Below are 23,194 nucleotides of genomic sequence, written 5' to 3'. Positions count from 1 at the left end.
CGGGTTATTTGTTAATAGAAGGAATGTTGATTTCAAAAATACTACCCTGGCCGATTTTTGAAGTTACGCTGATTTCACCCCCCAATTTTGCGATCGCTTCGTGTACGATATAAAGTCCTATCCCTGAGCCGCTGTTGGTGGCGCCTGCACGGTAAAACATTTTGAAAATTTTGTCCTGATCCGATTCCCTGATGCCGGTCCCGTTGTCTTCCACGATGATCCGCGCATCGGAATCGGTCGATTTTACCGTCAGGTGAACGAACGGGTTCGGCTTGGATTTGTCCTGAAACTTGATCGCGTTGTTGATCAGGTTATTGAAAATAATGCGCAGCTTCATCACATCCGAATGGAATATGCCGTCCTCCTGGATGTCCGTGGTCATTTTCAGGTTGCCGTATTCGGGCAGGTATTGAATGGTAGCCTGCACCTCGGTAACGAGCTCCTCGAAGCTGATGTCCGTCACGACGGGTACGCCGCGTGCATTTTTGTAATAATCAATGATGTTAATGATGAAGGTATCCAGCTTCTTCACCGATTGCCGGATCAGTTCGAGGTATTCGTTCTGCGATTTGACATCCTCTTCCAGGAGGGCCAGGTTCACGATGCCAAGTACCGACATCAGCGGCGCGCGGAGGTCGTGCGAGGCGCTGTACACAAACTTGTCGAGCTCCTCGTTCGCCTTTTGCAGTTCGATGTTCCGCAGTTTGAGGTCCTCGCGGGTTTTGTAAATATCGTAGGCGTTGGAAATCGCATTTTCGACATAGTTATAATCCCACGGCTTGTCGATGAACCTGAAAACCTCCCCCTTGTTGATCGCGTCGATTGCCGCACCGATATCCGTATGCCCGGTAATGAGGATACGTATGGGTTTCGGGAACTTGGTCCTGATTTTTTCAAAGAATTGTACGCCCGTCATGACCGGCATCCGCTGATCGGCCAGGATAATGCAGAAGTCCTTGTCGTCCAGCATTTGCTCTGCCTCTACCACGGAGGAAGTGATCGTGATATCGTACTGTTTGCGGAACGAAGCCTTGAACGAATGCAGGTTGTGCTCCTCGTCGTCAATGTACAGAATGGTTATAGCTTTTTCGCTCATTGAAAATCAGGGATTGGGCGTGCCTTTCTTTTAACAGGGAGTGTGATCAAAAATTCTGTTCCTTCTCCTACTTCCGTGTTTACTTGAATGTTACCGCTGTGAACTTCGATAATTTTAAATACAATTGAAAGGCCGAGGCCTGTACCATCGCCTACCTGCTTGGTGGTGAAGAACGGTTCGAAAATTTTGGCACGCACCTCCTGGGTCATGCCCGGTCCGTTGTCGCGCATGGAGATCGCTACGGTTTCGGGGTCTTTCAGCCAGGATTTCACCCAGATAGTCGGGGTTTTGCCTTCTTGCTTCTCCTTTTGCAATGCATAAATCGAGTTGGTCAGGATGTTCATAAACACCTGATTGAGCTTGCCTGCGTAGCATTCGATGCTCGGGATATTGCCCAATTCCTTTACGAGCGTGATGGCGTTCCCCATCTGGTAGTTGAGGATGATGAGCGTGGATTCGATCCCCTCATTGACATTGACCAGGTTGAGGTCGGTTTCGTCCACCCGCGAGAATATTTTCAAACCTTTTACGATCTCGACGGTCCGGTGAGCGCCGTCTTCCATGCCTTTCAGCAATGTACCGAGCTCGGTTTTGAGATATTCCAGGTCGAGGTCTGCTTTCAGGCGTTCGATCTCCTTCACTTTGGTCTGAAGTCCTTCAATGGAATCGATCTGCCTGATTCCGTCGTAGGAATCGAGGATTTCCAGGACATCGTCGATATCCCTTCTCAGCGGCCTGATATTTGAGCTTACAAAGTTGATCGGATTGTTGATCTCGTGTGCGATACCCGCGGTAAGCTGACCGAGCGAGGCCATTTTCTCAGAGTCGATCAGCTGTGTTTGAGCATCTTTCAGTTTGGTGACGGTCAGGTTAAGCTCCGTATTGGCAAATTGCAGCTCGGCTGTACGTTCGTTGACGCTTTTTTCGAGGAAGGCGTTCTGTTCGAGAATGATCTTCTCGTTTTCCATCGAAATGCGTAGCGCCTGCGCCTGGGATATTTCCTTCTCCTTTTTGAAAATGTTGATCTTGTCCGCCAATGCAAACGACAGCAGGATTACTTCAATGGCCGTGCCCGCCTGCATCGTGTAATTGGTGAAGCTGTTGTAGGGCAGGATGTTGAGGTTTCGAAGCGAGTAAAGTACGATGCCGATCAGGAACATCGACCACGCCACCAGGAAAAACTTGGCCGGACGGTAGCCTTCCATCGAGAGCATGAGGGCTACAACGAGCGCGAAAAGTGCGGCGGACGGTGCCAGCAGGTCGATGATCCGGTAGCTGACCATATTCAGCCCGATCAGGTTGAAAAGTACCGCTACGCCGTAAGTGACGATAATCGCCGTGATAATACGGTAGTTGGTTGTGGATCGTTCCCGGATGTGCAGGAAGTTCTGAAAGAACAGCAAAGCAAAGCTCCCCGCGAGGGCCGGGAAAAGGATAATCGAGTATTCATTGAAAGCCGGGGTCCCGGGCCAGAGGAATTTGAATGTGTACCCGGTGATCGTTGTTTGGGTAAGTCCGATGAACAGGATATAGAGAACGTAATACAAATAGCTCTTTTCGCGGATCGAGAAATACACGAAAAAATTATAGAGCATCATCACCAGAAGCACACCGATATGGATACCGGATATGATCTCGTTGGTCAATGCGAACTGGAAAAGGCCCATCTCGCTGCGGACGATGAGCGGAACTACGATCTGCTCGCTTCCATGGATTCGCAGGTAGTAGGTTTGGGTCGTTTGTGGCGGAATATCGAGTTTAAAGACAATATTCTGGTGTTTGACATGCCGCTTGTCGAAGGCGTCGTTCCAGGAAATGGTTTCCTTTTTAGCTTTGCCCCGTTCCGTCGAGTATAATGTAACCGATTCGATACGAGGGTAGGCAAGTTCGAGAAACAGGTTGTCCTCGGCGCTGTTATTTCTGATATTGAGCCGCACCCAGAACGCGGAGGCGCTGACCCCGAAGTTGGGTGTGTCCTCAAAGCTGGGCGTGAATTTTCCATGGGCCTTCACCTCGTCGATCGTCAATGCCGCGGAAGTGTCTTCCAGGATTTCCACCTGCTTGCCGATCGTCACATCCGTACCTTTGAACACAACCTCGCCTGCATAAGCGCTATGTAGCAAGCTTATGAGTAACAGGAAGGTTCCAATAATCCCGCGGTAGAACTTTACATCCATTTATTGATATCGTAAATTATCGTTAGGTCCCCGCGACGGCCCGTTTCAACGACGGTTTGCGTAGGGTTTGTTCTCAGGCTGAATATTTTTTCACGTTCATCATCGGTGGCAAACGGTAGGTTAATCAGATCCCTGGCGATCAGCGATGTGGCTATCAAGCCTTCTTTGGGATAATAAAAGGTGCCGTTGTTGCCCAGGTCGGTCAGCACTTCGAACCCGATCCGCTGGCTGATAACCAGGGTGATAGGGGAACAAAGGCCCATCAGGTATTTTATCCCGACCGTCGACGCAATGGCCATTGCCGTTCTGCCGAGGTATACGCTTCCGATTCCATAACCCGCTACCTCCTTCGAATTGAAAAGCCCGCAAAATTCTGCCACGTTATGGTCTCCAATCTTGTCTACATAACTGTAAATGCTTTTATCGATCTTCGCGATCGCATCCTCCATGGGCATTTTCAGATTCGCCGAGCGGACCTGTACTCTCGTGCCGCCATAGATGGATTTACCATCTTCCGATTGCACGATGATTACATAAGTATTCGGGTCCTCCAACCAGTTATGGCTGGCGGAAGTAACCTGTTTCACCCCGTACGCTTCCAGTACCCTGCGATGCCCTTCAACATATCTGAGGCTGGTTTCTACATCATCCGGTGCACGGTATGCTTTAATATGTGCTACCATGTACTGTTATGGGTTTACAATAAAAAGTGTTTCGCTCAACGGCAATCGGTAACTTTTGATCCCGGGCTTTTCTGCCTGCGCTATTTTAAATAAAAACACTTCTGCAACATCGTCTTCGAACGGAACCAGTTCCATGAATTTCTTTCTTAACGTGCGTAATCTGGATGCTTCGAGCCCATCTAGGCCCGCATTTTCCCCTTTTGTAATGCGGGGGAATAAATAAAACGGGGAAATTAATGGATGGATCGCAAATTGCAACTGTTCGGCGCGAAGCCAGAGGCGCTGCATGGCCATTCCGCCGAGAAAAAAGTTCTTATAACTGTACTTCGGCATGGTGATCATTCCCAGCGCCGAGGCCGTACTGACCGATTTGAGCGCTGCGTCGACCAATGCGCCACCTCCTTGAACTCCCTTTAATGTCTGGGAAATTTCACGGTCGCGGATGATCGAGAGGGCGGCTATCTGCGCGTTGTTGAGGCCCAGCGTTCGTACGTCGATGCCATCCCTGGACAGTTCGGCTTCCGTCGGTGTCCACTTCATTTCGCGGTGTACGAAGTCGTAATGGCCTTCCGGGTTCAGCAAGCGCACCCGGTCGCATTCGCCGATAATCTCGCCGATGGCCATTATTTCCTGTTTGGCAGAAAAATAATGAAATGCCGCACCGGCAACGCTTTGAACTGCTTCCTTTAATTGCTGGAAAGCGGCTTCCGGAATGGCGGCGGGATTCGACGGGTTGCGGTTGGTACACCGCTCGTAGATGACACTTACCGCTTCGGGAGCGTAAACAGGTTCGGCACCGTTGCCGTTGCCCTGGAAATCGATCGCGGCGATGAGGGGCGATTCCTCGCCAAGGGGGAAAATTTCAGCATTTACGCCGAGTCCGGCTTCATTGGCTTTTAATAATATGTTCTCGTAGGAAGCTCCGAAGGAAATGTTCGAAGCGATCTGGTCGAAATCACCGAAAGAAAACGACCGGAACCGGTCGTGGAAGAGAAATAGCCTGCCGTGACGATAAAGCCATTTCCAGGGCTGGTCGTTCCCGGTCGAAGGTGCCTGACAGGCAGCATTCACAATATCTGCCAGAATACCTTCCGGAATTGTCTCAGTTTGTTTTTGCGGTAACGAATCAGCTATACGAACAGCCTCTGAAAGGTCAAAAGGAGCATGCGGATTGTTTCGTAGTGCCCCTTGCGGTTTCTCTGCTTTGTCGGCAACAAGCTCTTCCAAATCAATATAATACCTGCCCGACTCATGAAACTGGTTGAGGAGAATGCGCCGGCAAACGTCAGTTACTACGCCGCCGCCGAGCGTCACGGCACTGGCCAGCTGCGGCCAGGTGCCAATGCTCTGGCCGATTTCGACCAGCGAAACCTTCCCCCTTTTGGACCCGTTGATCGCATTCACGATGCGTAACACAAGCGGTAGCCTGTCTTCTTCGGAAATATGTTCGAATTTATCCAGTGGGAGGCCTTGCAGATAGCCGTGGAAAATAGGCCGTTCGGGCTCATTATCGAATCTTTCGACATCGAGCATCCCGCGGTCGCTCGTTTCCATGACCACCGGGATGCCCAGTTGTGCGGCCCGGATTCGCGCATTTATTTTCAGGGCAATATCGTCGCATTCGTCGACGAGAATATCCAGTTTTCCGCCGTCGAGCAGAAAACCGTCGAGGTTTTCCTTGGTAATACCCTCCGGAAAGCACTCGATATCGAGAAAGGGGTCTATCTCGGCGATCTCTCGCGCCGTCACAATGCATTTGTTGACTCCGATGTTGTGAAGGCCCGTACGTATACGATTGAGGTTACTCAGTTCAATTGTATCAAAATCAGCGAGTTTCAGCTTGCCGCAGGCTCGCTCCGTAGCAATGCTTAGCGCCACCGAATGGCCAACCGACAGGCCGATGATGCCTATCGCCCGTTTGGATAGGTGCTGCTGCTCGGCGGGGGTGATTTTGTATTGGTTGCGGCTGGTCCTGAGCTCAACGAATTCATTTTCATCGACCAAATGAAGGAGTCGTTCCGACCAAGGGTAATACACCCAAATGCCCTCTGTTTCAACGTCTTTGTTGCCGACCCATTCATGGTATTTTTGTTCGGTTTCCGCGCTGGTGAGCCGCTTTTTGGGATGTCGGATTCGGATGAGTTCCTGTTTCTGCGAAGCAAATAAATCCAGGATGGTCTTGCCGCGATATTCTTCAATGAAGGAGAGGAAATTTGCTTTATCTGCGTAGCGCTCTTTGGAGATGAAAACCGGTTTGTAGATATAGTTGATCTCTATGTTATGGTGCATTTTAGAATAATTGTGAAGCCTGTCCTTCAATGGGCCGTGGCCGGATTTAACAAATCACAAAATTGTGCCGATCTTCGTATAAAATTCACCGAACCGGCTATCGCATACGCTGAATCTCGTATATTACGCATTTTTACTCGCTTCAATAATTACACAAATTGCTGAATTTATTTTTGTAAAACTAACCTCCGGTACATTGGGGGGGAAATATTTGGACGTTTGTTCGTAAAATTCTCTTATTAGCAGAAGCTTGCGCAAATGCATCGCGTAAAAAATTTGTCGAATGTGTTGTGGCTGTTGATGCGAATATAGAATTAATATTATAATATTATCAATTAGTTCGGTGGTAGAAGGAGTTCTGTCCCCGCCAAGCACCAAGTATTCAGGATGGAAAAAGGAAAAATAAGCGTACTGTATGTAGATGATGAAATCAACAACCTCAACTCATTCAAGGCCGCTTTCAGAAGAGATTTCAATATTTTAATTGCCACATCAGGACGCGAAGGGCTCGAACTCCTGAAACACAACGTCGTGCACGTGATCATTACCGACCAGCGTATGCCTGAAATGACGGGTGTGGATTTTCTGATCGAAGTTTTAAAGGATTATTCCGACCCCGTTCGGATCCTGCTCACGGGTTACACAGATATTACCGCGGTGATCGACGCCGTGAACAAGGGGCACATCTACTACTATCTCAATAAGCCCTGGGACGAGCAGCAACTGCGCATTATTATTAAAAATGCTTACGAAATATTCCACCTCCGGGAAGAAAATAAGGAGCTGATCGAAAAGCTGATCGATGTGAACGGCCAGCTGGAATTTCTTCTACGGCAAAACTTGCTTTCGTAGGGGCTAGCGCGACGTGTATTTCTTCCTGACAAGGTTTTTGATTCCGGCTGCCGATAGCCGGGAGCCACGGAACATGTAGGTTAAAACAGAGAACGCCGACGAAAACGCAACTGCCAGCAACAGTATTGCCGCGAAAAGGAGATTGCCTATTGCTTTGAGAAAGATGATGATATCCATGACTTTTTATAGTGGGTGACTACCACGCATTTGTAAAAATCGTACCAGAAGCATTGCTGCGTCGTCAGGGACGGTTTGTGCTGGTATCTTTTTTGTGAAAGAACCGTTTTCCCAAATCAGCAAACTAAACGGGTAGTAATCATGAAAAAGATCATAGCCATAGGCGTTATTACCGGGGTCGCCCTGTTCCTGTTCGTGATCTCGTGTGGTAAACGAATGCAGACGGGCAATTCCGAAAAGGAGCAAGCGGACGCCACCAAAAAGAACAAAACCGAGGGGTATTTCTACCATCAGCCGGATCAGGGCACGGGCACTGATTCAAGCGCTATCAAGAAAAATATAAATAATTGACTCATCGGGGCTGCATTAGGTTACATGTATTGCGAAAACAGGTTAATTTCGCGTACAAATAGCCCCGTAAAGAATCAGGAAAGCCGGGCCTCAATGCCCGGCTTTCTTCCGTTACCACGATCTGAAAAGCCGGTTCAAGTATTATTAATCCTACGAATGTGAAGCAACTTTACTGGGCATATGGTCTGGTTATACTGATCGGGATGTTGGTGAGCTGTCGTTACCCGGCTCCGGTTCCAAAACCGATCGATGGCGAAGGTCCCGACACGACGGTGCCTAATAAGCCCGATACCGTGATCATCGACACGATCCCGGCCAAGAATCCCGACTCGTCGCTCGCCAATACCGCCCGGTTTGGCAACAGCAAGATTTTTGACGAGGCCAAACTGAAATCCAGTAAGGGCATTTTTACCAAAGCGGCCGACTACCGAGGCCGTATCACGGATTTGAACTACGAGTTTGTTGCTCCCGGAGATGACACCCTGCGATTCCGTCCTTTTGTACTAATGGTCCACGAAGGGGCATTCCTGTTCGGGGATTTGGGCAACGAAATGGGGAAAGCCCGCGGGCTTGCCCAACGCGGCTATGCGGCGGCGGCGATCAACTACCGGCTGGGGTTCAACGGCGCCAGCGAAACGTATGCCTGCGGAGGAAATAGCCAGGAGGCCGTGCGCGCCGTGTACCGGGCCGTGCAGGATACGTATGCCGCTATCCACTATTTTGTGGACCGTGCCGAGGAATTCGGTATCGATACGCGGCAGATTATGCTGGCTGGCAGCAGTGCGGGGGCCATTACGGTCACTGCATTGGTATATATGAACGAAGCCGATTTTGAAGCGCTCGCGCCGGGTATCACCAAGGCATTGGGCCGCCTCGATCCGAAAGCCGAAGACAGCCCTTTCCGCGTGCGGGCGCTGCTCACACAGATGGGTTACGGGATATTCAACGACGAGTATATCAATGCGTCGAACGCCATGCCGACCGTCTTTTTTCAGCGGATCGGGGATAATGTGCTTCCCTATTATAGAGGTACCTTTCTTTCGTGCCCTACCTACCTACCTATGGAAGGGGCGAAAATGGCTGCGGATCAGTTAAAGAAGTTTAAAACACCATTTGAACTCAATTACGAAAACCTGGAAGGCCATCACCTGAGCTATCCCGAGGAATATGTGATTGGCCGCTACGCCGGTTTCATGAAACGGCTCTGGTCGAGGAACCCGCGACAGATCACGAACGACGCCTACAAAACCGTTGAAGACGTCGGACTCAAATAGCTTAGCGGCTGACGGGCTCTTTTACTGCAACTCTTTCGCGGGCAAGCAACAATTGGCTGAGATAGGAGGTCAGCCGCACTTCGAGGTATTCGTAGGAAAGGCGCGAAACAATGAGCGTCACCGTTACCGATAGGAAAAACATGGCCGTGCCTTCTCCATAAACCGGGAAACCCAGCTTGCGGAACAGAAAGCCCAGGCCCACAACGACAGGCACGTGCAGCAGGTACACGGAGAACGACATATCACCCAGGCGGACCAGCCACGGCGGGAATTTTTGAATGCGTTCCTGATAATGAAATACGAACACGGCAAAAATAGCCACTGAGCCAAGTCCCCATTCAAAGGGGCCGAAGCCACCCAGGAACCCTGAAAGAAATTGCCATATTGCGAGGCAAAGGAGGGTCGGGGCCATCATATTCCAGGATAGAAATGTGCGGATACCGTCGTGCAATGCGCGGTTGTAATAGACCAGGCCGAGGAACACGCCGTATACAAAGTTCCAGATGATCGGGTTGGTCACCATATTTAGGTAGGGAGAGCCCAGGTCGTTCATTTTATCCGCTTTCAATGTAAAAACACCGTAATAGGTTGGGATACCCACCAGCGTAACGGCGATCATCAGGAAGAATGCATACCAGCGCAAGCGCGAGAACAGCATGGAAACCGCTATCAGGAGATAAAAGTAGATCTCGTAGTTGAGGCTCCATCCGACATTCAGCACTGCGTAGCCGTAAAAAGGGGGTGGGGTATTGCCCAGGGGAATAAACAGAAGGCTGCGCAATAGCTCGGAAGGCCATTCGGGATTGGGTGCGAGCCGGCTATGGAGCAGGCAATAGCCCAGGGTAATGACCGTGTAGGCGGGCCAGATGCGGATCAGCCGTTTGGCTATGAAGCGCAGAATGTTCCTTCCCGAGAGCACGGTATTACTGGTGATGAAAACCATAATGAAACCGCTGATCACGAAAAAGAGGCTTACACCGGCCGGGCCCGATCCGAATATAAATTCAAATTCCTTCCTGAAAGCGGCATCTTTGGGCATTACATCTTTTAAATGGTAGATTGTGACGTACAATGCGGCGATGCCCCGCAGTACCTGAATACTATTTAATTTCGATTCACGAATAACGCGGCCCGGGTCTTGCCTTTGTCCCATACCGATGAGAAATGTTGAGTTAATAGTATGTTATTATAAGTGACACAGAAACAGGGAAAACCGTGTCAGAGGAGGGAAAGATAATCAAAAGTGTGTCTTTTCTTGCAATAAGTATATTACTGGATACCTAATGCGGCACAGTTTTTTGCCAAACAAAAAATGGAAAGCTAAACATCGTTTTATGGCACAGGAGCTTATAGCCAGCAAAAAAATAATGATAGAAGCACCTGTGGCGAAGGTGTGGGAAGTGTTGATTGCGCCTAAATATATCCGGCAGTGGGACGATCTGCCCCAGGATTTTGAAGACTATTATCTTGAACACGGCAAGGTGATCGATTGGTCGGGGATGACGCGGCTGACCGTTACCGGATACGAGCCCAACGAGCTGCTTGTTTTCTCGCTTTACGTTTCGAAATGGGAGCAGCCGCCCTCCCAGTATGATATCAGTTACCGTTACCGGCTCACGGAGGAAGAGAGCGGGACCATGCTGGATTTGGAGATAGGCGATTTTTCGGCGTTGCCGGATGGGCGGGACTATTATGCATCCTCGGAGGAGTTTGCGACGACCGCGCTCGAAAAAATCAAAAATTTGTCGGAAAACCGGGTTTAACAGCGGGCGCGATTATCTTTGTAATAACCGCTTCAAAGTTATGGAACCCAATACCAAATTATATTACGACACCAACGAGGTTGCTGAAATGGTGGGATGCGAGCCTTCCGCATTACGCTTCTGGGAGAAGAAATTTCCGCAACTGAACCCCAAACGCGATTCGCGCAACCGCAGGCGTTACACCGAACGCGACATTGAGATCATCCGCAAGATTATGCACCAGCGCGACAAGCAGGGCCGTACCATCAAAGGCACGCGGGAACAGCTGCGCCGTAAGGAAGAAGCACAATTGCTCATCCAGCGCCTGATGCGGGTCAGGAAGTTTTTAACGGATATTCAGGAGGTATTATAAATGAAATACGCTTTTTCAGCCCTACTCGCGCTCGCCTGCGCTTCGCAAACTTTCGGTCAGCGGTTTCAGACTGCACCAATTCGGAAACATATTGAATTTCTGGCATCCGATGACCTTGAAGGGCGGGGGACTGCCAGCCTTGGAGAAGTGCGGGCCGCTAATTATATCGCTTCGGCGTTCAGGCAGATCGGGTTGAAACCTGCGGGAACAAAAGGCTATTTTCAGCCGTTCGGGGTATCTGTCGGAATCGATGGGGAAGCACATGACCTGACGGGCCGGAACGTGGTCGGTTTTTTGGATAATGGCGCACCCAAAACCATCGTGATCGGCGCGCATTACGACCATTTAGGCAAGGGGTTCCAGGGAAGTTCGCTTTCGCCCGACAGCAAGAACAAAATTCATAACGGGGCTGACGATAACGCCTCCGGAACTGCCGGCGTGTTGGAACTGGCGCGTTATTTCGCCGGGAATAATGTGAAGGAAAAGCACAACTACCTGTTTATTACATTTTCAGGGGAAGAGCTGGGCCTTCTGGGTTCTAAGCATTATGTTGAAAAGCCCACGCTTCCGCTGAATACCTTTTCGGCCATGATCAATATGGATATGATCGGGCGGCTGGATGCACAGAAAGGCATTATCGTGTCGGGTTGGGGTACCAGCAAAGTGTGGGGCAAGCTGATCCCGGAGCTGGCCAAACAGCAGAAATTGAAATATACTGTTGATTCATCCGGTGTAGGAGCTTCGGACCATACCTCGTTTTACCTCAAAAACATCCCGGTGGTGCAGTTTTTCACCGGCGGGCACGGCGATTATCACAAAATTTCCGATGATTCCGAAAAGATCAATTACGAAGGCGAAGCCAGCATATTAATGTTAATTTCCGAACTACTCGACGGCCTCGATAAGGAAACCACGGAGCCTGAGTTCCTGACGGCTGGTAACCCGCATTCGGCGACTACCACCAGCAATTTCAAAGTAACCCTCGGCGTAATGCCGGATTACAGCTATACCGGCAAAGGCCTAAAGATCGACGGTGTGTCGAAAGCCCGCCCGGCCGAAAAGGCTGGTATTCTGGCAGGTGATGTTATTACCAAGCTGGGAGGCGAGCCCATCGGGACGATTTACGACTACATGGAAATCCTGGGTAAGCACGAAAAGGGCCAGACCGTCGAAGCGGTATTGCAACGCGGTTCGGAAACGAAGACGGTGAAGGTGACGTTTTGACCGCCGACCGCCGGTCAGCTGTCAAACCAAAGCCCCGCGTTTGCCCAGCTCGATGGCTTCCATTTGGCTGATGAGGCCTTCATGGAGGTTGAAACGAAGCAATGTACGGTACTTGTGGAACCCTTCACGCCCAGCCGCGCCGGGGTTGATGTACAGCATGTTATTCAAAGTCTTATCGCGGATCACCCGGAGAATGTGGGAGTGGCCACAAACGAAAATGTCGGGGGTATTCGATTTCAATGTAGGCATCACCTGTGGATTGTAGCGCGGCGGGGCACCGCCTATATGCGTAATCCACACCCGGAAGCCTTCCACTTCAAAATGCAGATTTTCGTGCGTGATCGCGCGCACCTGCGGGGTATCGATATTCCCAAAAACAATACGGGTTGGCTTAAACGCCTGTAACTGGCTCACGATCTCCGTCGAGCCGATATCGCCTGCATGCCATATTTCGTCGCAGTTGGCAAAATGATCGAAAACGCGTTCATCCAGGTAGCCGTGTGTGTCCGATATTACTCCGATACTTTTCATTTCAACACTAAAACAATAACAACTAAAGGGCAAATATGGTCAATGAAATCCAGCCGCGAATAATTTAACAAAAAATTTATCGGATTAAAGTAACTTATATATACCAAACTAAGTACTTTCACAGTTGTTATTCTTAATAAAAGTTAAATATTTCTCAAATCTTTATAAAACCAGCTTTTAACTATATTTTTAGTTGTAAACTTGATTTGCTTTCCATATAATTGCAAAAATGTAATACCTCAGTTACAAAACCTCTACTCATATAACCACCAAAAACTAGCCTTGAAAAAAATCCTACTTCTGTTATGGTTATGCCTTCCCATGCTCGCTGCGCACGCGCAGACCGGAGGGCGATTTACGTTAAAAGGAACCGTGACGGATACTTCCGGAGCGGTATTGCCCGAAGCGACGATCATGTTGCTGTTACCGAAAGACTCCTCGCTCGTCAACTTCGGAAGGACTAGCAAAGACGGTTCATTCGAAATGAAGAACCTCAAACGCATTACCTACATTTTCAAGGTATCCTACGTGGGTTATGTTCCTTATCAGGAAATAATAGATCCTAAGAATCAGGATGTTGTGGATATTGGCAAGGCTAAAATGAAGGTCTTGCAAAAGGAGTTATATGAGGTGGTCATTAAAACGGCCCGGGCGCCGCTAAGTATCCGGGGCGATACGGTGGAATTCGATGCGAAAGCATTTAAAGTACCACCGGGCTCGTCGGTGGAGGATCTGCTGCGCAAGCTACCGGGCGTGCAGGTGGATGGCGACGGTAACATCCGGGCGCAGGGCGAAGAGATCAAACGTGTAACGGTAGACGGTAAGCGCTTTTTTGGAGACGATCCGAAGATGGCTACAAAGAACCTGCCCGCGGAGGCGATCAATAAAGTCCAGGTTTTTAATGGAAAAACAGAGCAGGCCAAGGCCACGGGGGTTGACGACGGCAAGCGCGAAAAGACCATGAACCTCGAATTGAAAGACAGCCACAAAAAGGGAGGCTTCGGTAAGGCGGTGGCGGGTGTCGGAACGGACTCGCGGCTCGAAGGGAAGGTGAGTTACAACCGTTTCGATGATAAGCAGCAGTTTGCAGTGCTGGGTTTTGGAAATAATACCAACCAGTCGGGCATTGCGCGGAACGATTACCAGGACTTCAAAGGCAGCCAGTCGTTCAATTGGGGCGACGACGGTGATTTCGGTTTTAGCAGCGGGCGTTACTATGGTGGCGACGACATTACGATCCAGCCCAACTGGGGTGGCCAGGGTTCCGAAGGTTTTACCAAAAACTGGGCAGGCGGGGCCAATTACAACTTCGATACCAAGAAGACGAAGCTGAGTACCAGCTATTTTTACAACTCGACCCGCGCGATCACAGACGTACAAACCAGCTCGGAGAACTTCCTGACAGACAATGATTCTTATTTAACCGACGGTAAAAACAAAACGCTCGGATTTACTGGAAACCATCGCCCGGCATTCCGGTTTGAGCATAATATCGATTCGCTTAACACGCTCATTCTGATCAGTAACTCGCGGATCAATGCCGGGGATAATGAGTATTCAAGCGAAACGAGGTCATATCGCAACGAGAATATGCTTACCAACCGGTCGGACGTCAAGAACCTGAGCGATTACAACTCGTTTGCAATGGCCAACCTGCTGCTATACCGTCACAAGTTCAAGAAAAAGGGGCGGAACTTCGCGGCCAGTGTAGGTTACAATATCAATAATTCGGATGAGGACCGCCGCCAGAACTCGGTGAACCTGTTCTTGCAGGATTCTACCAAGAATAGCGTGATCAACCAGTTACAGCAAACCGAGAGTACCCGCGGGAATTTCAAAGGCAGCTTGTCATACGTGGAGCCTTTTGCGAAGAAGTTTTTCTGGGAGACGTTCTATAATTACAGTATGCGGAAAGACAAGGTCGACAGGGATGTGTTCGACGTAGAAGGGACTGTGGACAAAGTGAACCCGTTCCTGACGCGCTATTATACCAATGACTTCACCTTTAACCGGCTTGGAACGAGTGTGCGTTATTCACACAAGGGGTTGAACCTCGCATTGGGGCTCGCGGGCGTGCAATTCGAGCTGAGAGGCAAGTTCGCTCTCGATGAATCACAGACGAACATGACCCGGGTAGACCGGACGTTCAAGAAACTGGTACCGAACGTTTCATTGAATTACAGCCTCAAAAACAACAAGTACCTCTATGCGGAATATGGCCTGAACGTGCGTGAGCCGTCTATTACCGACTTGCAGCCGATCGTGGATAACAGCAATCCGCTTTACATCGTGGAAGGTAATCCGGACCTGATCCCGCAGACGACCCACAATGTGTATGGTGGATTCCAGATGTTCAATCCGGCGAGTTTCACCAACTTGTACATTAACGTCTTCTATAACTACAATGAGGACCAGATCGTGTACAACCGGACGATCAGCCAGGATCTCGTAACGACTACCAAACCCATGAACGTGAGCGGCGGGGACAATTACGGTAGCTACATCGGGTTCGGGTTCCCGCTGAAGAAAACGAAGGCGACATTTGGCGTGAATACGGGTATTAATTTCAGCAATAACCTGACTTATATTAACAACGTCAAAAACGAAACGAAAACGGACGGGTACAACTTCGGTGCGCGGCTGGACCTGACGCCAAGCGAGGTGTTCACGCTTTATACCAGTGCAAACTGGAATATCAGCGATACAAAGTATTCGATCAATACCAATCAGAACCAGAAGATCGTCAACGCGAACTATAATGCGGAGATGAATGTCAAGATGCCCAAAGAAGTCTATTTCAGTGGCCGTCTCAACTACCGGAGTTATAAAAACGACCAGTTTGGCTTTAACCAACAAGTGCCGATCCTGAACCTTTCAGTTTATAAATTGATCCTGAAAAGCAAAAAAGGCGAGATCCGTCTGACAGCCAACGACGTTTTCAAGAGAAACCTGGGTATCAGCCAGAATGCGAACCAGAATTATTACTCGGAACGTCGTGTGGCTACATTGTCGCGGTATTTCATGCTGAGCTTTACCTATAATATGAGAGGTATGACGGCTTCGGTAAAACGTGGTAATGGATTCTTTTAAATACTTATAAACCAGGTCATGAGAACAATCAGAATATTAATATTGATGATGGCAATTTCCTCCGCGCCATTATTCGCACAACAATTGGAAGGGGAGATCACCTACGAAAGGGTATACCACTGGACGAAGATCAATTCCCGTTTGACATTCCTCAGCAATGAAGAAAAAGACCGGATGAAGCAGACCTGGGGTAAGGACGACGAGTACAAACAAAAAATGACCCTGTATTTCAATGAAAAACAGAGCGTTTACACTTATCCGAAAGTGGTTGAGAACGAACACGGCTGGTCATGGTCGGAGAAAGATTACCAGATTTACCGGAACTTCGAGAAGGAGACCAAAACGGATATTATCGGCATGCTGGGCAGGACTTACATCGTTGAGGACTCGCTTAAAGCGCCCAGCTGGAAAGTAATGAACAAGATCAAGGAGGTAGCGGGGCGTATGTGTATGATGGCCGTTACGCAGGATACCATCAAGGACCAGAAGATCACTGCATGGTTTGCGAATGATCTGCCGGTATCGGGCGGACCGGAAATGTACACCGGCTTACCGGGTATGATCCTCGAACTGGATATCAATGACGGCGATATCGTGATCAGTGCCATTGATATTAAAATGAAACCGGTTCCGGCAGAGGATATTAACCTTCCCAAGAAGGTAAAAGGGCGCAAACTGAACAATAAGCAATACGAGGAACTGGTGACGGCGCACATTCGCGACAGTATCAAGGCGCGCAGGAATCCATTCTGGTCAATGCCTTATTAGGTAAAATACTATATTACATTGTGAAAAAGGGAAAATGTCGGTACGACATTGTTCCCTTTTTTTGTACTTTCGCGTTTTGAATGCACCCCGAGTGATGACTTTTTAAGTTTTGGCTCGATTATTGATAGCGATCAGTGTAGTACCAAATGTTTTACTTAACAGTGTTTATCTATTTTTAACAACCCTAAGACGATTATGAAACAAACGCTTTTAGCCGTTGCCATGCTCTTTGTACTGGGCTCATGTGCAAGCAAGAAAAAACTTCTTTCCGCACAGAAGCAAGCCAATGAGATCCAAATCCAACTGGACAAAGCAAGAGCCGACCTGAATGATTGTGATAGCAGAACTGCTGGCTTGAATAATGATTTGAAGGCAAAGAATGACGAACTGACCAGCAAAAATGCAAAATTGAAAGAGCTGGAAGAACAAGTTGACTTCCTTAAAAAGAACAACAACAACCTTCTTGACCGCATGTCGGACCTTTCGGTAATCTCGAAAGAAGGTTCGGAAAGCATCAAGAAATCACTCGCGATGATGGACCAGCAAGGTACCCAGATCCGCGACCTCAACAAGAGCATCCAGCACAAAGATTCTTTGAACATGGCGCTGGTATTGAACCTGAAACGTTCATTGGCTGATGTAAGCGACGAAGATGTTCAGATCGAAGTAAAGAAAGGCGTGGTTTACGTTTCCCTTTCCGACAAGATGTTGTTCAAATCGGGAAGCTCGGTTATCAACACAGCAGCTGAAACCGTACTTTCCAAAGTGGCGAAAATCCTGAACGACTACAAAGAAATCGAAATCCTGATCGAAGGTCACACGGATAATGTACCTATCGCGACGGACAAAGTGGCTGATAACTGGGATCTTTCGGTGTTGCGTGCAACTTCTGTCGCACGTACCCTGCAAAAGAAATACGGTGTTGAGCCGGTTCGTATGATCGCTGGCGGCCGTGGAGAATATCTCCCCAAAGTGGCTAACGATTCAGCGCCGAACCGCAGCCTGAACCGTCGTACGGAGATCATCATTACACCGAAACTCGATCAGTTCTTCAACCTTTACACACCAAATGCCGGTAAATAAGGTTAACTGAGAAATTTTTCAGATGAGGGCCCGTCGGTAACATGACGGGCCCTTTTTCTTTTTATAGCAGGAACAATTTTCATAATATACACCCCTATGACAGGAACTGTACCTACCAGAGAGACCATTGAGGCAGCCCACGGGCTGGTTAAGCCCTACATTCATCACACACCCATTATGACTTCGCAATTCCTGAACAGCGTTTCCGGCGTGGAATTGTATTTCAAATGCGAAAACCTGCAAAAGATAGGAGCATTCAAGGCGAGGGGCGGGCTTAATGCGGTGCTTTCGCTATCGGCCGAGCAGCTCGCGAACGGCGTTATCACGCATTCGTCGGGCAACCATGCCCAAGCGATCGCGTTTTCGGCCGAGAAAGTAGGGGCCAAATGTTACATCGTCATGCCCGAAAATTCGCCGAAAGTGAAGATAGCGGCCGTGGAAGGTTACGGAGCGACCATTACTTTTTGCAAAAACACACCGGAAGACCGGCAGCGGACGGTCGACGAGATCGTCGCACGCACTGGCGCGACTTTTATACACCCATTCAACAATTATGAAGTGATCGCAGGGCAGGCTACTGCTGCGAAAGAACTGATCGAGGACGCAGGTGTGGTGTTTGATGCGATCGTGGCGCCGGTAGGTGGGGGCGGCTTATTAAGCGGAACGGCGTTGTCGGCCAAATACTTTTCTCCGGACACGAAGGTCTACGCAGGCGAGCCCGAGGGGGCGGCAGATGCGGTATTATCATTCAGAAGCGACAGAATCGAAAAAGCTCCTTACATTAATACCATCGCTGATGGCCTGCTGACGCACCTGGGCGACAAGACCTTCGCGATTATCAAATCGGAGGTGGCCGACATTTTTACGGTTTCCGACGAGGAGATCGTCCAGGCGATGCGGTATTTGTGGGAACGCATGAAAATTGTGGTTGAGCCCTCCGGTGCGGTATCTACTGCGGCGGTTTTAAAAAACAGGGCCGTTTTTGAAAGCAAAAAAGTAGGTATCATTATTTCGGGAGGTAATGTCGATTTGGGCCGCTTGCCGTTTTGAAAAAGTTTGAAATGAATAAATTATCGCCTCGGTATGCGTATCCAGGGGTGGTGCCGTTATAGTAGGAAAATTAGGATGCGTGTTTATATTTGAAAATTGTTTACTCTTAAAATTGAAGTATGAAAAAGCTGATTTTTTGCTGTCTGGTAGTTCTGATGGGCGCTTGCAAAGACGACAAGAAAGACCCGGAGCCGGAAGTGGATTATGCAAAGGACATCGTGGGCGTTTATGAAACTACCACAGTGGATGCAGGAGTTACGAGCCATCATAAATGGGATATTACTACCGAGTCAAAAAACCAGCTGAGCATTAATTATACCAAGGACTCGGAGATTGTGTTATCAGGTACAAGGATTCCGATTACACAGCAATACCCGCTGGTGGCGGTGAAGGCAACAGCACAGGATACTTTTGAAATCAACGAGAAAGTGGATGTAACCCAAACAATTGGGGGCGCTTTAAACCAGCGGATCAGCGGCATCGGTACGAGGCTCGTAAACGGTGGCGGCGTGCCTCAGATAAACATCACCATCAAATTTTCAGAATCGAGCAGCGGTGTAAATGACTTTGAGCAATACCTGGAATTCAAGAAGAAATAATCGGATTAGTATCCAGCAAAAAGGCGGATGAGTGATCTCATCCGCCTTTATTTTTTGAGAGGCATTCGATTTGATATTATAGGGATACTTCTTTGCAATGCATTTGAAACTTGTCGAACAAGACAATAACCGGGAATGTAACGCCTATTACAAGGCAGGTTACGACAAAGGCCATTAGCCAGATAATGAAGAGGGATAACTTTGCTATAACGATCATACCGTAAACGATTTTTTTAAAAGATCGCTTTGTTCGGGCAATGGTTGCAAGGCTTCAAGGGTATTTTTCGTGCAGCAAATCACCGCCCACAGATCCCGGTAAAATCACAAAATTTGCAGGTAGTGAGGTCGTCGGTTTTGCGGAACGGAACAGCTGGGTCGAGCATTACATTGAGGATATCGGTCAATATCACTTCCGATTTTTCGATGAACTCTTCCGGCGCCAGCTGCTCGGTCAGTTCCAGCGGGTTGGAGATGAGGTTTTTCGGGTCGCGGAAGGAGTAAAAGCCCGATTTGACGGCGTAGTCGCCAAAATTGTAGGTGTTACCGCGTAAGTTCAGCCCTTTCTCCTCTTTCATGCGGCGGTACATGAGGTACTCATAAATCCATAGCTGGCGCACATAGCCCATTTTCCGGTCGGGATCGAAGCGGATCACTTCTTCACGGGCCACCGGATCGGCGAGTTTTTGTTTGCCAGTCAGCTCCACGCTGCCGGTTTTGTAATCCATCACATATAACGTACCGTCCTCACCAAGTTCGATGCGGTCGATCTTCCCGCCCAGGCGCACGGGAGTGTACGAGCCCTGCAACACGAGCTGAATGCGCGTGTGCAGCGGCTGTTCGGCCGCCAATATCTTCCTGCGTGGTTGTTGCGCCATATGGTGGCGAAGGAAGGTCAGTATCTGCTGCTCGCCGATCTGGTAATAAATGCGGTTTAGCCCCAGGTCTGTGACATAACCTTTGAAGAGCCGGTCAAACTCCTCGCGGAGCACGGTCGTGATCTGTTCTTCGGATGGGTCGTTGTCGAGCAGGAAAAATTCAAGGTCAAGGCGTTCTAGCGAGGCGTGCAGCCAGGTGCCGATTTTGTCCATGCCCAGCTCTTCTTCGACTTCCTCTTTTTCCTTCACACCCGCAATGTGTTTGAGGTAAAACTGCATGGAGCAGCGGATGAACTCGTTGAGGTGCGTCGGGTAAATGCCCTTGCCGTCGAGATAGGCACGGATGGCGGCGATAAGCGCATCGTCTTTATGTACCACTTCTTCCAGCTCCTGTTGTTGCCGGGCTTCAAAAACGACGGTTTTGTTCTCAATCCGGATGAGCGGATTGTATTGGGCCAGCTCATACTCGATCTGCCGTACAAAACGGCTTTTCTCGCCTCCGCCAGGTGCGTCGTTGGTGCTGGTGTAAAGAATATGAACCTCGGATGCGCGTTGCAGCAACCGGTAGAAATGGTAGGACATTACGGCTTCCTGATGCTGGTGGGTAGGCAGCCCCACGGCCTGCGCCGCGTCGAATGGGATCAGCGAGTTCTGCCGCTTTGCCTGCGGTATAATGCCTTCATTGACAGATAATATAATGATCCGTTCGAAGTCCAGCGCGCGGGTTTCGAGCATCCCCATGATTTGCAGGTTGCTGATCGGCTCCCCGCTGAATGGAATGCGCGTCTGGCGGATCAGCTCGAACATAAAGGATTTGAGCGTCCGCAGCGTGATCAGCTCCGCCCGTTCTTCGATCGTCTGTTCGAATTGTTTGAGTAATGTGTAAAAAAGATAGAGGTATTCGGTTTCGAGTGCATTCTTGTAATCCTTGTAAACCTCCCGCAGCAACTCGATGAGCTGGTAAAACGCGCGGATCACCTGCTGGGCATTGTTTTTCTGCCAATGCGTGAAAAGGATCTGAAACAATGGGTGGTTGTCGCCCAATACAACCAATTCCTCCGAGCTAAGGAACACCTGGTTGCCTTCGGTAATTTCCCGGAGCGTTCGCTGTATGATCGTCTGTCCGTCGGCCAGTGGCGTAAGGGCTACGTACTCGTAATGCCTGACAAACGGGTGATTCAGGATTTTATCAATGGATTTGTGCCCGAATTTCGGGATCCGGATCATTTTGCCGCTCTTGCTCCGAAACTCGACCACATTCTGCTGCAATTCGAAAATGCCGTCTACCAAGGTGTAAAGCAGCGAATTCCGCATGGACAGGCCCATTGTGACGTTTAGGTCACGCACGGCTTCGTCGAGGGAGTAGAGCATCGGAAGCAGCAGGTTCTCGTCGGCGAGGACAATGGCGGTAGGGATAGGCGCGTCGTCCGGATCGAAGCGCTTCATGCGCTGATAAAGCTCGCCCGCTACTTTCGTTTGCAGGGTCGCATTGGGCACGCCGTAAATGGTAATGTGTTTTTCAGTTGAAAGCAAATCGTCGCCCGTCCAGTTCCATTCCCCGAATTCCTTGCTCCGCTGGTAGTCGCGAAGGCTCTTGCCGGCTTCCACAACGGTATTTTCCGACATATAATAGCGGTCGGAATCCCACAGGACCTCAGCCTTTTTGGCTTTGATCAATGCTGTGACGATCGTTCGTTCCGAAGTCGTGAACGCATTGAAACCCGCAAAATAAATGCGTTCGTTCTCCGCCCAGCCTTCCACCAGGTTGTTAATGTCTTCGGCCAGCTCCCGATAGGCCATTCCGCGGTAGGCTTTGCCTTTCGCAAGCAACCGCTGCCTGAAAGATTGGTATACCTTGTTGATATTCTCAAAAAGAGAGAAATACTGTTTCGAACCGCCTTCGCCTTGCAGCGATTTGCCCTCCGGCAGGCTCTCCTGCCAGCGCGAGAGCGCGTGTGCCTCCGAGAGGTATTCAAAAAGAAAATCCGTTTTGACGAGGTACTGGTCAATCTTGTCCAGGTCGGCCAGCAGTACCGACGCCCAGCCCATAAAACGGTCGAATTGCACATCCGGGTCGATCTCCCGGAAGGTTTCGTACAGATCGAACAGCAGGTGTACCGGGTCCTCGATTTCAAGGCTGCAAATGCTTTCCACAAAGTCGTCGATCGCCATGATACCAGGGCTCATAAGTGCCTCGGTGGTTTCCCCGGCCAATTCCTGCATCAGAAAAAAGGCTGCCCGCCGCGTCGGTACCACTATTTGCACGTGGTCGAGCGAGGTATGGTTGGCCAGAATGCGTTTGGCGACGAGGTTCAGGAATGATGGCATCGGAAATGCGGGATATGTCAGTGAATGCGGTCGCCGCGTGGTGAGAGCGATTGCATGATCTCGGCTTCGGCGTGCAGGAGTTCTTTCCAGCGCGCCCTTACTTTTTCGACCGGAACGTAAGTTTCGGCCAGTTCAAGAAATGTGCGGTAATGCCCGGCTTCCGAAATCATCAGTTCGCGGTAGAACTTTTGCAGTGATTCATCTTCCAGGTTTTCCGAAAGCAGCTTGAAACGTTCGCAGCTACGCGCTTCGATCAATCCGCAGATCAGCAGCCTGTCCAGGAACATTTTGTTGGTATCGCCTTTGGTAACGAGCTGCATGAGTTGGTTCACGTACTCATCTTTACGCTGCCGGCCCAGCGGGATATTTCTTTTCTTCAATTCCTTCAAAACCCTTTGAAAGTGCCCCCATTCTTCGGCTACGATGGGTGTCAGGGTTTCTACGAGCGATGCTTTTTCAGGATAATGGACGATCAGGGAGATGCAGCTGGAAGCGGCTTTTTGCTCGCAATAGGCGTGGTCTATCAATACATCGCCGATCTGCATGGCAGCAATGTCGGTCCAGCGGGGATCTGTCGGGAGTTCCAGCCCGAGCGTCGTGAGTGATGTTGCCATATTGGTCAAAAAGTTTGT

20 protein-coding genes are annotated in these 23,194 nt (G+C 49.5%); 11 read left to right on the top strand and 9 right to left on the bottom strand.

Annotation, left to right across the window (positions count from 1 at the left end; translation table 11 throughout):
* Positions 1 to 4: 4 nt before the first annotated feature.
* The 4 genes from IEY24_RS20240 to IEY24_RS20225 are packed head-to-tail and all read right to left on the bottom strand — an operon-like array spanning position 5 to position 6,245.
* Positions 5 to 1,096, bottom strand: coding sequence for a hybrid sensor histidine kinase/response regulator (locus IEY24_RS20240; RefSeq protein WP_188935467.1), 1,092 nt, complete (start codon positions 1,094 to 1,096; stop codon positions 5 to 7).
* Positions 1,093 to 3,273 carry a sensor histidine kinase gene (locus IEY24_RS20235; protein WP_188935465.1) on the bottom strand — a complete coding sequence of 727 codons (2,181 nt, stop codon included), beginning with the start codon at positions 3,271 to 3,273 and terminating at the stop codon, positions 1,093 to 1,095. Before IEY24_RS20235 ends, IEY24_RS20240 begins: the two co-directional genes overlap by 4 nt.
* Complete coding sequence (locus IEY24_RS20230; RefSeq protein WP_188935464.1) at positions 3,264 to 3,956, bottom strand: hypothetical protein; 693 nt, start codon at positions 3,954 to 3,956, stop codon at positions 3,264 to 3,266. Before IEY24_RS20230 ends, IEY24_RS20235 begins: the two co-directional genes overlap by 10 nt.
* Before the next feature lie 6 nt (positions 3,957 to 3,962).
* Positions 3,963 to 6,245 carry an Rv1355c family protein gene (locus IEY24_RS20225; RefSeq protein WP_188935462.1) on the bottom strand — a complete coding sequence of 761 codons (2,283 nt, stop codon included), beginning with the start codon at positions 6,243 to 6,245 and terminating at the stop codon, positions 3,963 to 3,965.
* A 387-nt stretch (positions 6,246 to 6,632) separates the two neighbouring features.
* Between IEY24_RS20225 and IEY24_RS20220 the strand changes: the two genes are divergently transcribed.
* Positions 6,633 to 7,097, top strand: coding sequence for a response regulator (locus tag IEY24_RS20220; protein WP_019940883.1), 465 nt, complete (start codon positions 6,633 to 6,635; stop codon positions 7,095 to 7,097).
* A 3-nt stretch (positions 7,098 to 7,100) separates the two neighbouring features.
* Here the strand turns inward: IEY24_RS20220 and IEY24_RS20215 are convergent, their stop codons facing one another.
* Positions 7,101 to 7,274: a hypothetical protein gene (locus IEY24_RS20215; RefSeq protein ID WP_188935460.1), complete on the bottom strand. Its 174-nt coding sequence runs from the start codon at positions 7,272 to 7,274 to the stop codon at positions 7,101 to 7,103.
* 141 nt (positions 7,275 to 7,415) lie between these two features.
* On the opposite strand from IEY24_RS20215, the gene IEY24_RS20210 reads away from it, so the two are divergent.
* Positions 7,416 to 7,625: a hypothetical protein gene (locus tag IEY24_RS20210; RefSeq protein WP_188935458.1), complete on the top strand. Its 210-nt coding sequence runs from the start codon at positions 7,416 to 7,418 to the stop codon at positions 7,623 to 7,625.
* 158 nt (positions 7,626 to 7,783) lie between these two features.
* Positions 7,784 to 8,899 (top strand): carboxylesterase family protein, encoded by a 1,116-nt coding sequence (locus tag IEY24_RS20205; protein WP_229222757.1) that lies wholly within the window; start codon positions 7,784 to 7,786, stop codon positions 8,897 to 8,899.
* Position 8,900: 1 nt separating this feature from the next.
* Here the strand turns inward: IEY24_RS20205 and IEY24_RS20200 are convergent, their stop codons facing one another.
* A complete protein-coding gene (locus IEY24_RS20200; protein WP_188935456.1) occupies positions 8,901 to 10,052 on the bottom strand; it encodes an acyltransferase family protein in 1,152 nt (383 codons plus the stop codon).
* 181 nt (positions 10,053 to 10,233) lie between these two features.
* Between IEY24_RS20200 and IEY24_RS20195 the strand changes: the two genes are divergently transcribed.
* Genes IEY24_RS20195 through IEY24_RS20185 form a run of 3 tightly spaced genes read left to right on the top strand, consistent with a single transcriptional unit; the run spans position 10,234 to position 12,238 of the window.
* Positions 10,234 to 10,662 (top strand): SRPBCC domain-containing protein, encoded by a 429-nt coding sequence (locus tag IEY24_RS20195; RefSeq protein ID WP_188935455.1) that lies wholly within the window; start codon positions 10,234 to 10,236, stop codon positions 10,660 to 10,662.
* Between the two features lie 40 nt (positions 10,663 to 10,702).
* A complete protein-coding gene (locus IEY24_RS20190; protein WP_188935454.1) occupies positions 10,703 to 11,014 on the top strand; it encodes a MerR family transcriptional regulator in 312 nt (103 codons plus the stop codon).
* Positions 11,015 to 12,238: a M20/M25/M40 family metallo-hydrolase gene (locus IEY24_RS20185; RefSeq protein WP_188935453.1), complete on the top strand. Its 1,224-nt coding sequence runs from the start codon at positions 11,015 to 11,017 to the stop codon at positions 12,236 to 12,238.
* A gap of 21 nt (positions 12,239 to 12,259) precedes the next feature.
* On the opposite strand, the gene IEY24_RS20180 is transcribed toward IEY24_RS20185, so the two are convergent.
* Complete coding sequence (locus IEY24_RS20180; protein WP_188935451.1) at positions 12,260 to 12,769, bottom strand: metallophosphoesterase family protein; 510 nt, start codon at positions 12,767 to 12,769, stop codon at positions 12,260 to 12,262.
* 282 nt (positions 12,770 to 13,051) lie between these two features.
* On the opposite strand from IEY24_RS20180, the gene IEY24_RS20175 reads away from it, so the two are divergent.
* The 5 genes from IEY24_RS20175 to IEY24_RS20155 all read left to right on the top strand — a co-directional run bounded on the left by IEY24_RS20175 (position 13,052) and on the right by IEY24_RS20155 (position 19,359).
* Positions 13,052 to 15,859 carry a TonB-dependent receptor domain-containing protein gene (locus tag IEY24_RS20175; RefSeq protein ID WP_308420614.1) on the top strand — a complete coding sequence of 936 codons (2,808 nt, stop codon included), beginning with the start codon at positions 13,052 to 13,054 and terminating at the stop codon, positions 15,857 to 15,859.
* Between the two features lie 18 nt (positions 15,860 to 15,877).
* Positions 15,878 to 16,627, top strand: coding sequence for a GLPGLI family protein (locus IEY24_RS20170; RefSeq protein ID WP_229222755.1), 750 nt, complete (start codon positions 15,878 to 15,880; stop codon positions 16,625 to 16,627).
* Positions 16,628 to 16,822: 195 nt separating this feature from the next.
* Positions 16,823 to 17,710, top strand: coding sequence for an OmpA family protein (locus IEY24_RS20165; RefSeq protein ID WP_188935449.1), 888 nt, complete (start codon positions 16,823 to 16,825; stop codon positions 17,708 to 17,710).
* A 96-nt stretch (positions 17,711 to 17,806) separates the two neighbouring features.
* On the top strand, positions 17,807 to 18,760 hold the full coding sequence (locus tag IEY24_RS20160; RefSeq protein WP_188935447.1) for a threonine ammonia-lyase: 954 nt from the start codon (positions 17,807 to 17,809) through the stop codon (positions 18,758 to 18,760).
* Positions 18,761 to 18,879: 119 nt separating this feature from the next.
* Positions 18,880 to 19,359, top strand: coding sequence for a hypothetical protein (locus IEY24_RS20155; protein WP_188935445.1), 480 nt, complete (start codon positions 18,880 to 18,882; stop codon positions 19,357 to 19,359).
* Positions 19,360 to 19,655: 296 nt separating this feature from the next.
* Here the strand turns inward: IEY24_RS20155 and IEY24_RS20150 are convergent, their stop codons facing one another.
* Both IEY24_RS20150 and IEY24_RS20145 read right to left on the bottom strand, forming a co-directional pair.
* Complete coding sequence (locus IEY24_RS20150) at positions 19,656 to 22,562, bottom strand: PD-(D/E)XK nuclease family protein (protein ID WP_188935443.1); 2,907 nt, start codon at positions 22,560 to 22,562, stop codon at positions 19,656 to 19,658.
* Between the two features lie 17 nt (positions 22,563 to 22,579).
* Positions 22,580 to 23,176 (bottom strand): MiaE family protein, encoded by a 597-nt coding sequence (locus IEY24_RS20145; protein ID WP_188935441.1) that lies wholly within the window; start codon positions 23,174 to 23,176, stop codon positions 22,580 to 22,582.
* Positions 23,177 to 23,194: the final 18 nt, after the last annotated feature.

The sequence above is a fragment of the Dyadobacter endophyticus genome, assembly GCF_014641595.1.
Lineage (GTDB): Bacteria > Bacteroidota > Bacteroidia > Cytophagales > Spirosomataceae > Dyadobacter > Dyadobacter endophyticus.
The sequence above is the reverse complement of the archived record's forward strand: the minus strand, read 5'-3'. Positions and strand labels throughout refer to the sequence as shown.

Bases quoted from the DNA above. Each gene is read 5' to 3' on its own strand.
- IEY24_RS20240 (WP_188935467.1), bottom strand. From the start codon at position 1,096: ATGAGCGAAAAAGCTATAACCATTCTGTACATTGACGACGAGGAGCAC.
- IEY24_RS20235 (WP_188935465.1), bottom strand. From the start codon at position 3,273: ATGGATGTAAAGTTCTACCGCGGGATTATTGGAACCTTCCTGTTACTC.
- IEY24_RS20230 (WP_188935464.1), bottom strand. From the start codon at position 3,956: ATGGTAGCACATATTAAAGCATACCGTGCACCGGATGATGTAGAAACC.
- IEY24_RS20225 (WP_188935462.1), bottom strand. From the start codon at position 6,245: ATGCACCATAACATAGAGATCAACTATATCTACAAACCGGTTTTCATC.
- IEY24_RS20220 (WP_019940883.1), top strand. From the start codon at position 6,633: ATGGAAAAAGGAAAAATAAGCGTACTGTATGTAGATGATGAAATCAAC.
- IEY24_RS20215 (WP_188935460.1), bottom strand. From the start codon at position 7,274: ATGGATATCATCATCTTTCTCAAAGCAATAGGCAATCTCCTTTTCGCG.
- IEY24_RS20210 (WP_188935458.1), top strand. From the start codon at position 7,416: ATGAAAAAGATCATAGCCATAGGCGTTATTACCGGGGTCGCCCTGTTC.
- IEY24_RS20200 (WP_188935456.1), bottom strand. From the start codon at position 10,052: ATGGGACAAAGGCAAGACCCGGGCCGCGTTATTCGTGAATCGAAATTA.
- IEY24_RS20195 (WP_188935455.1), top strand. From the start codon at position 10,234: ATGGCACAGGAGCTTATAGCCAGCAAAAAAATAATGATAGAAGCACCT.
- IEY24_RS20190 (WP_188935454.1), top strand. From the start codon at position 10,703: ATGGAACCCAATACCAAATTATATTACGACACCAACGAGGTTGCTGAA.
- IEY24_RS20185 (WP_188935453.1), top strand. From the start codon at position 11,015: ATGAAATACGCTTTTTCAGCCCTACTCGCGCTCGCCTGCGCTTCGCAA.
- IEY24_RS20180 (WP_188935451.1), bottom strand. From the start codon at position 12,769: ATGAAAAGTATCGGAGTAATATCGGACACACACGGCTACCTGGATGAA.
- IEY24_RS20170 (WP_229222755.1), top strand. From the start codon at position 15,878: ATGAGAACAATCAGAATATTAATATTGATGATGGCAATTTCCTCCGCG.
- IEY24_RS20165 (WP_188935449.1), top strand. From the start codon at position 16,823: ATGAAACAAACGCTTTTAGCCGTTGCCATGCTCTTTGTACTGGGCTCA.
- IEY24_RS20160 (WP_188935447.1), top strand. From the start codon at position 17,807: ATGACAGGAACTGTACCTACCAGAGAGACCATTGAGGCAGCCCACGGG.
- IEY24_RS20155 (WP_188935445.1), top strand. From the start codon at position 18,880: ATGAAAAAGCTGATTTTTTGCTGTCTGGTAGTTCTGATGGGCGCTTGC.
- IEY24_RS20150 (WP_188935443.1), bottom strand. From the start codon at position 22,562: ATGCCATCATTCCTGAACCTCGTCGCCAAACGCATTCTGGCCAACCAT.
- IEY24_RS20145 (WP_188935441.1), bottom strand. From the start codon at position 23,176: ATGGCAACATCACTCACGACGCTCGGGCTGGAACTCCCGACAGATCCC.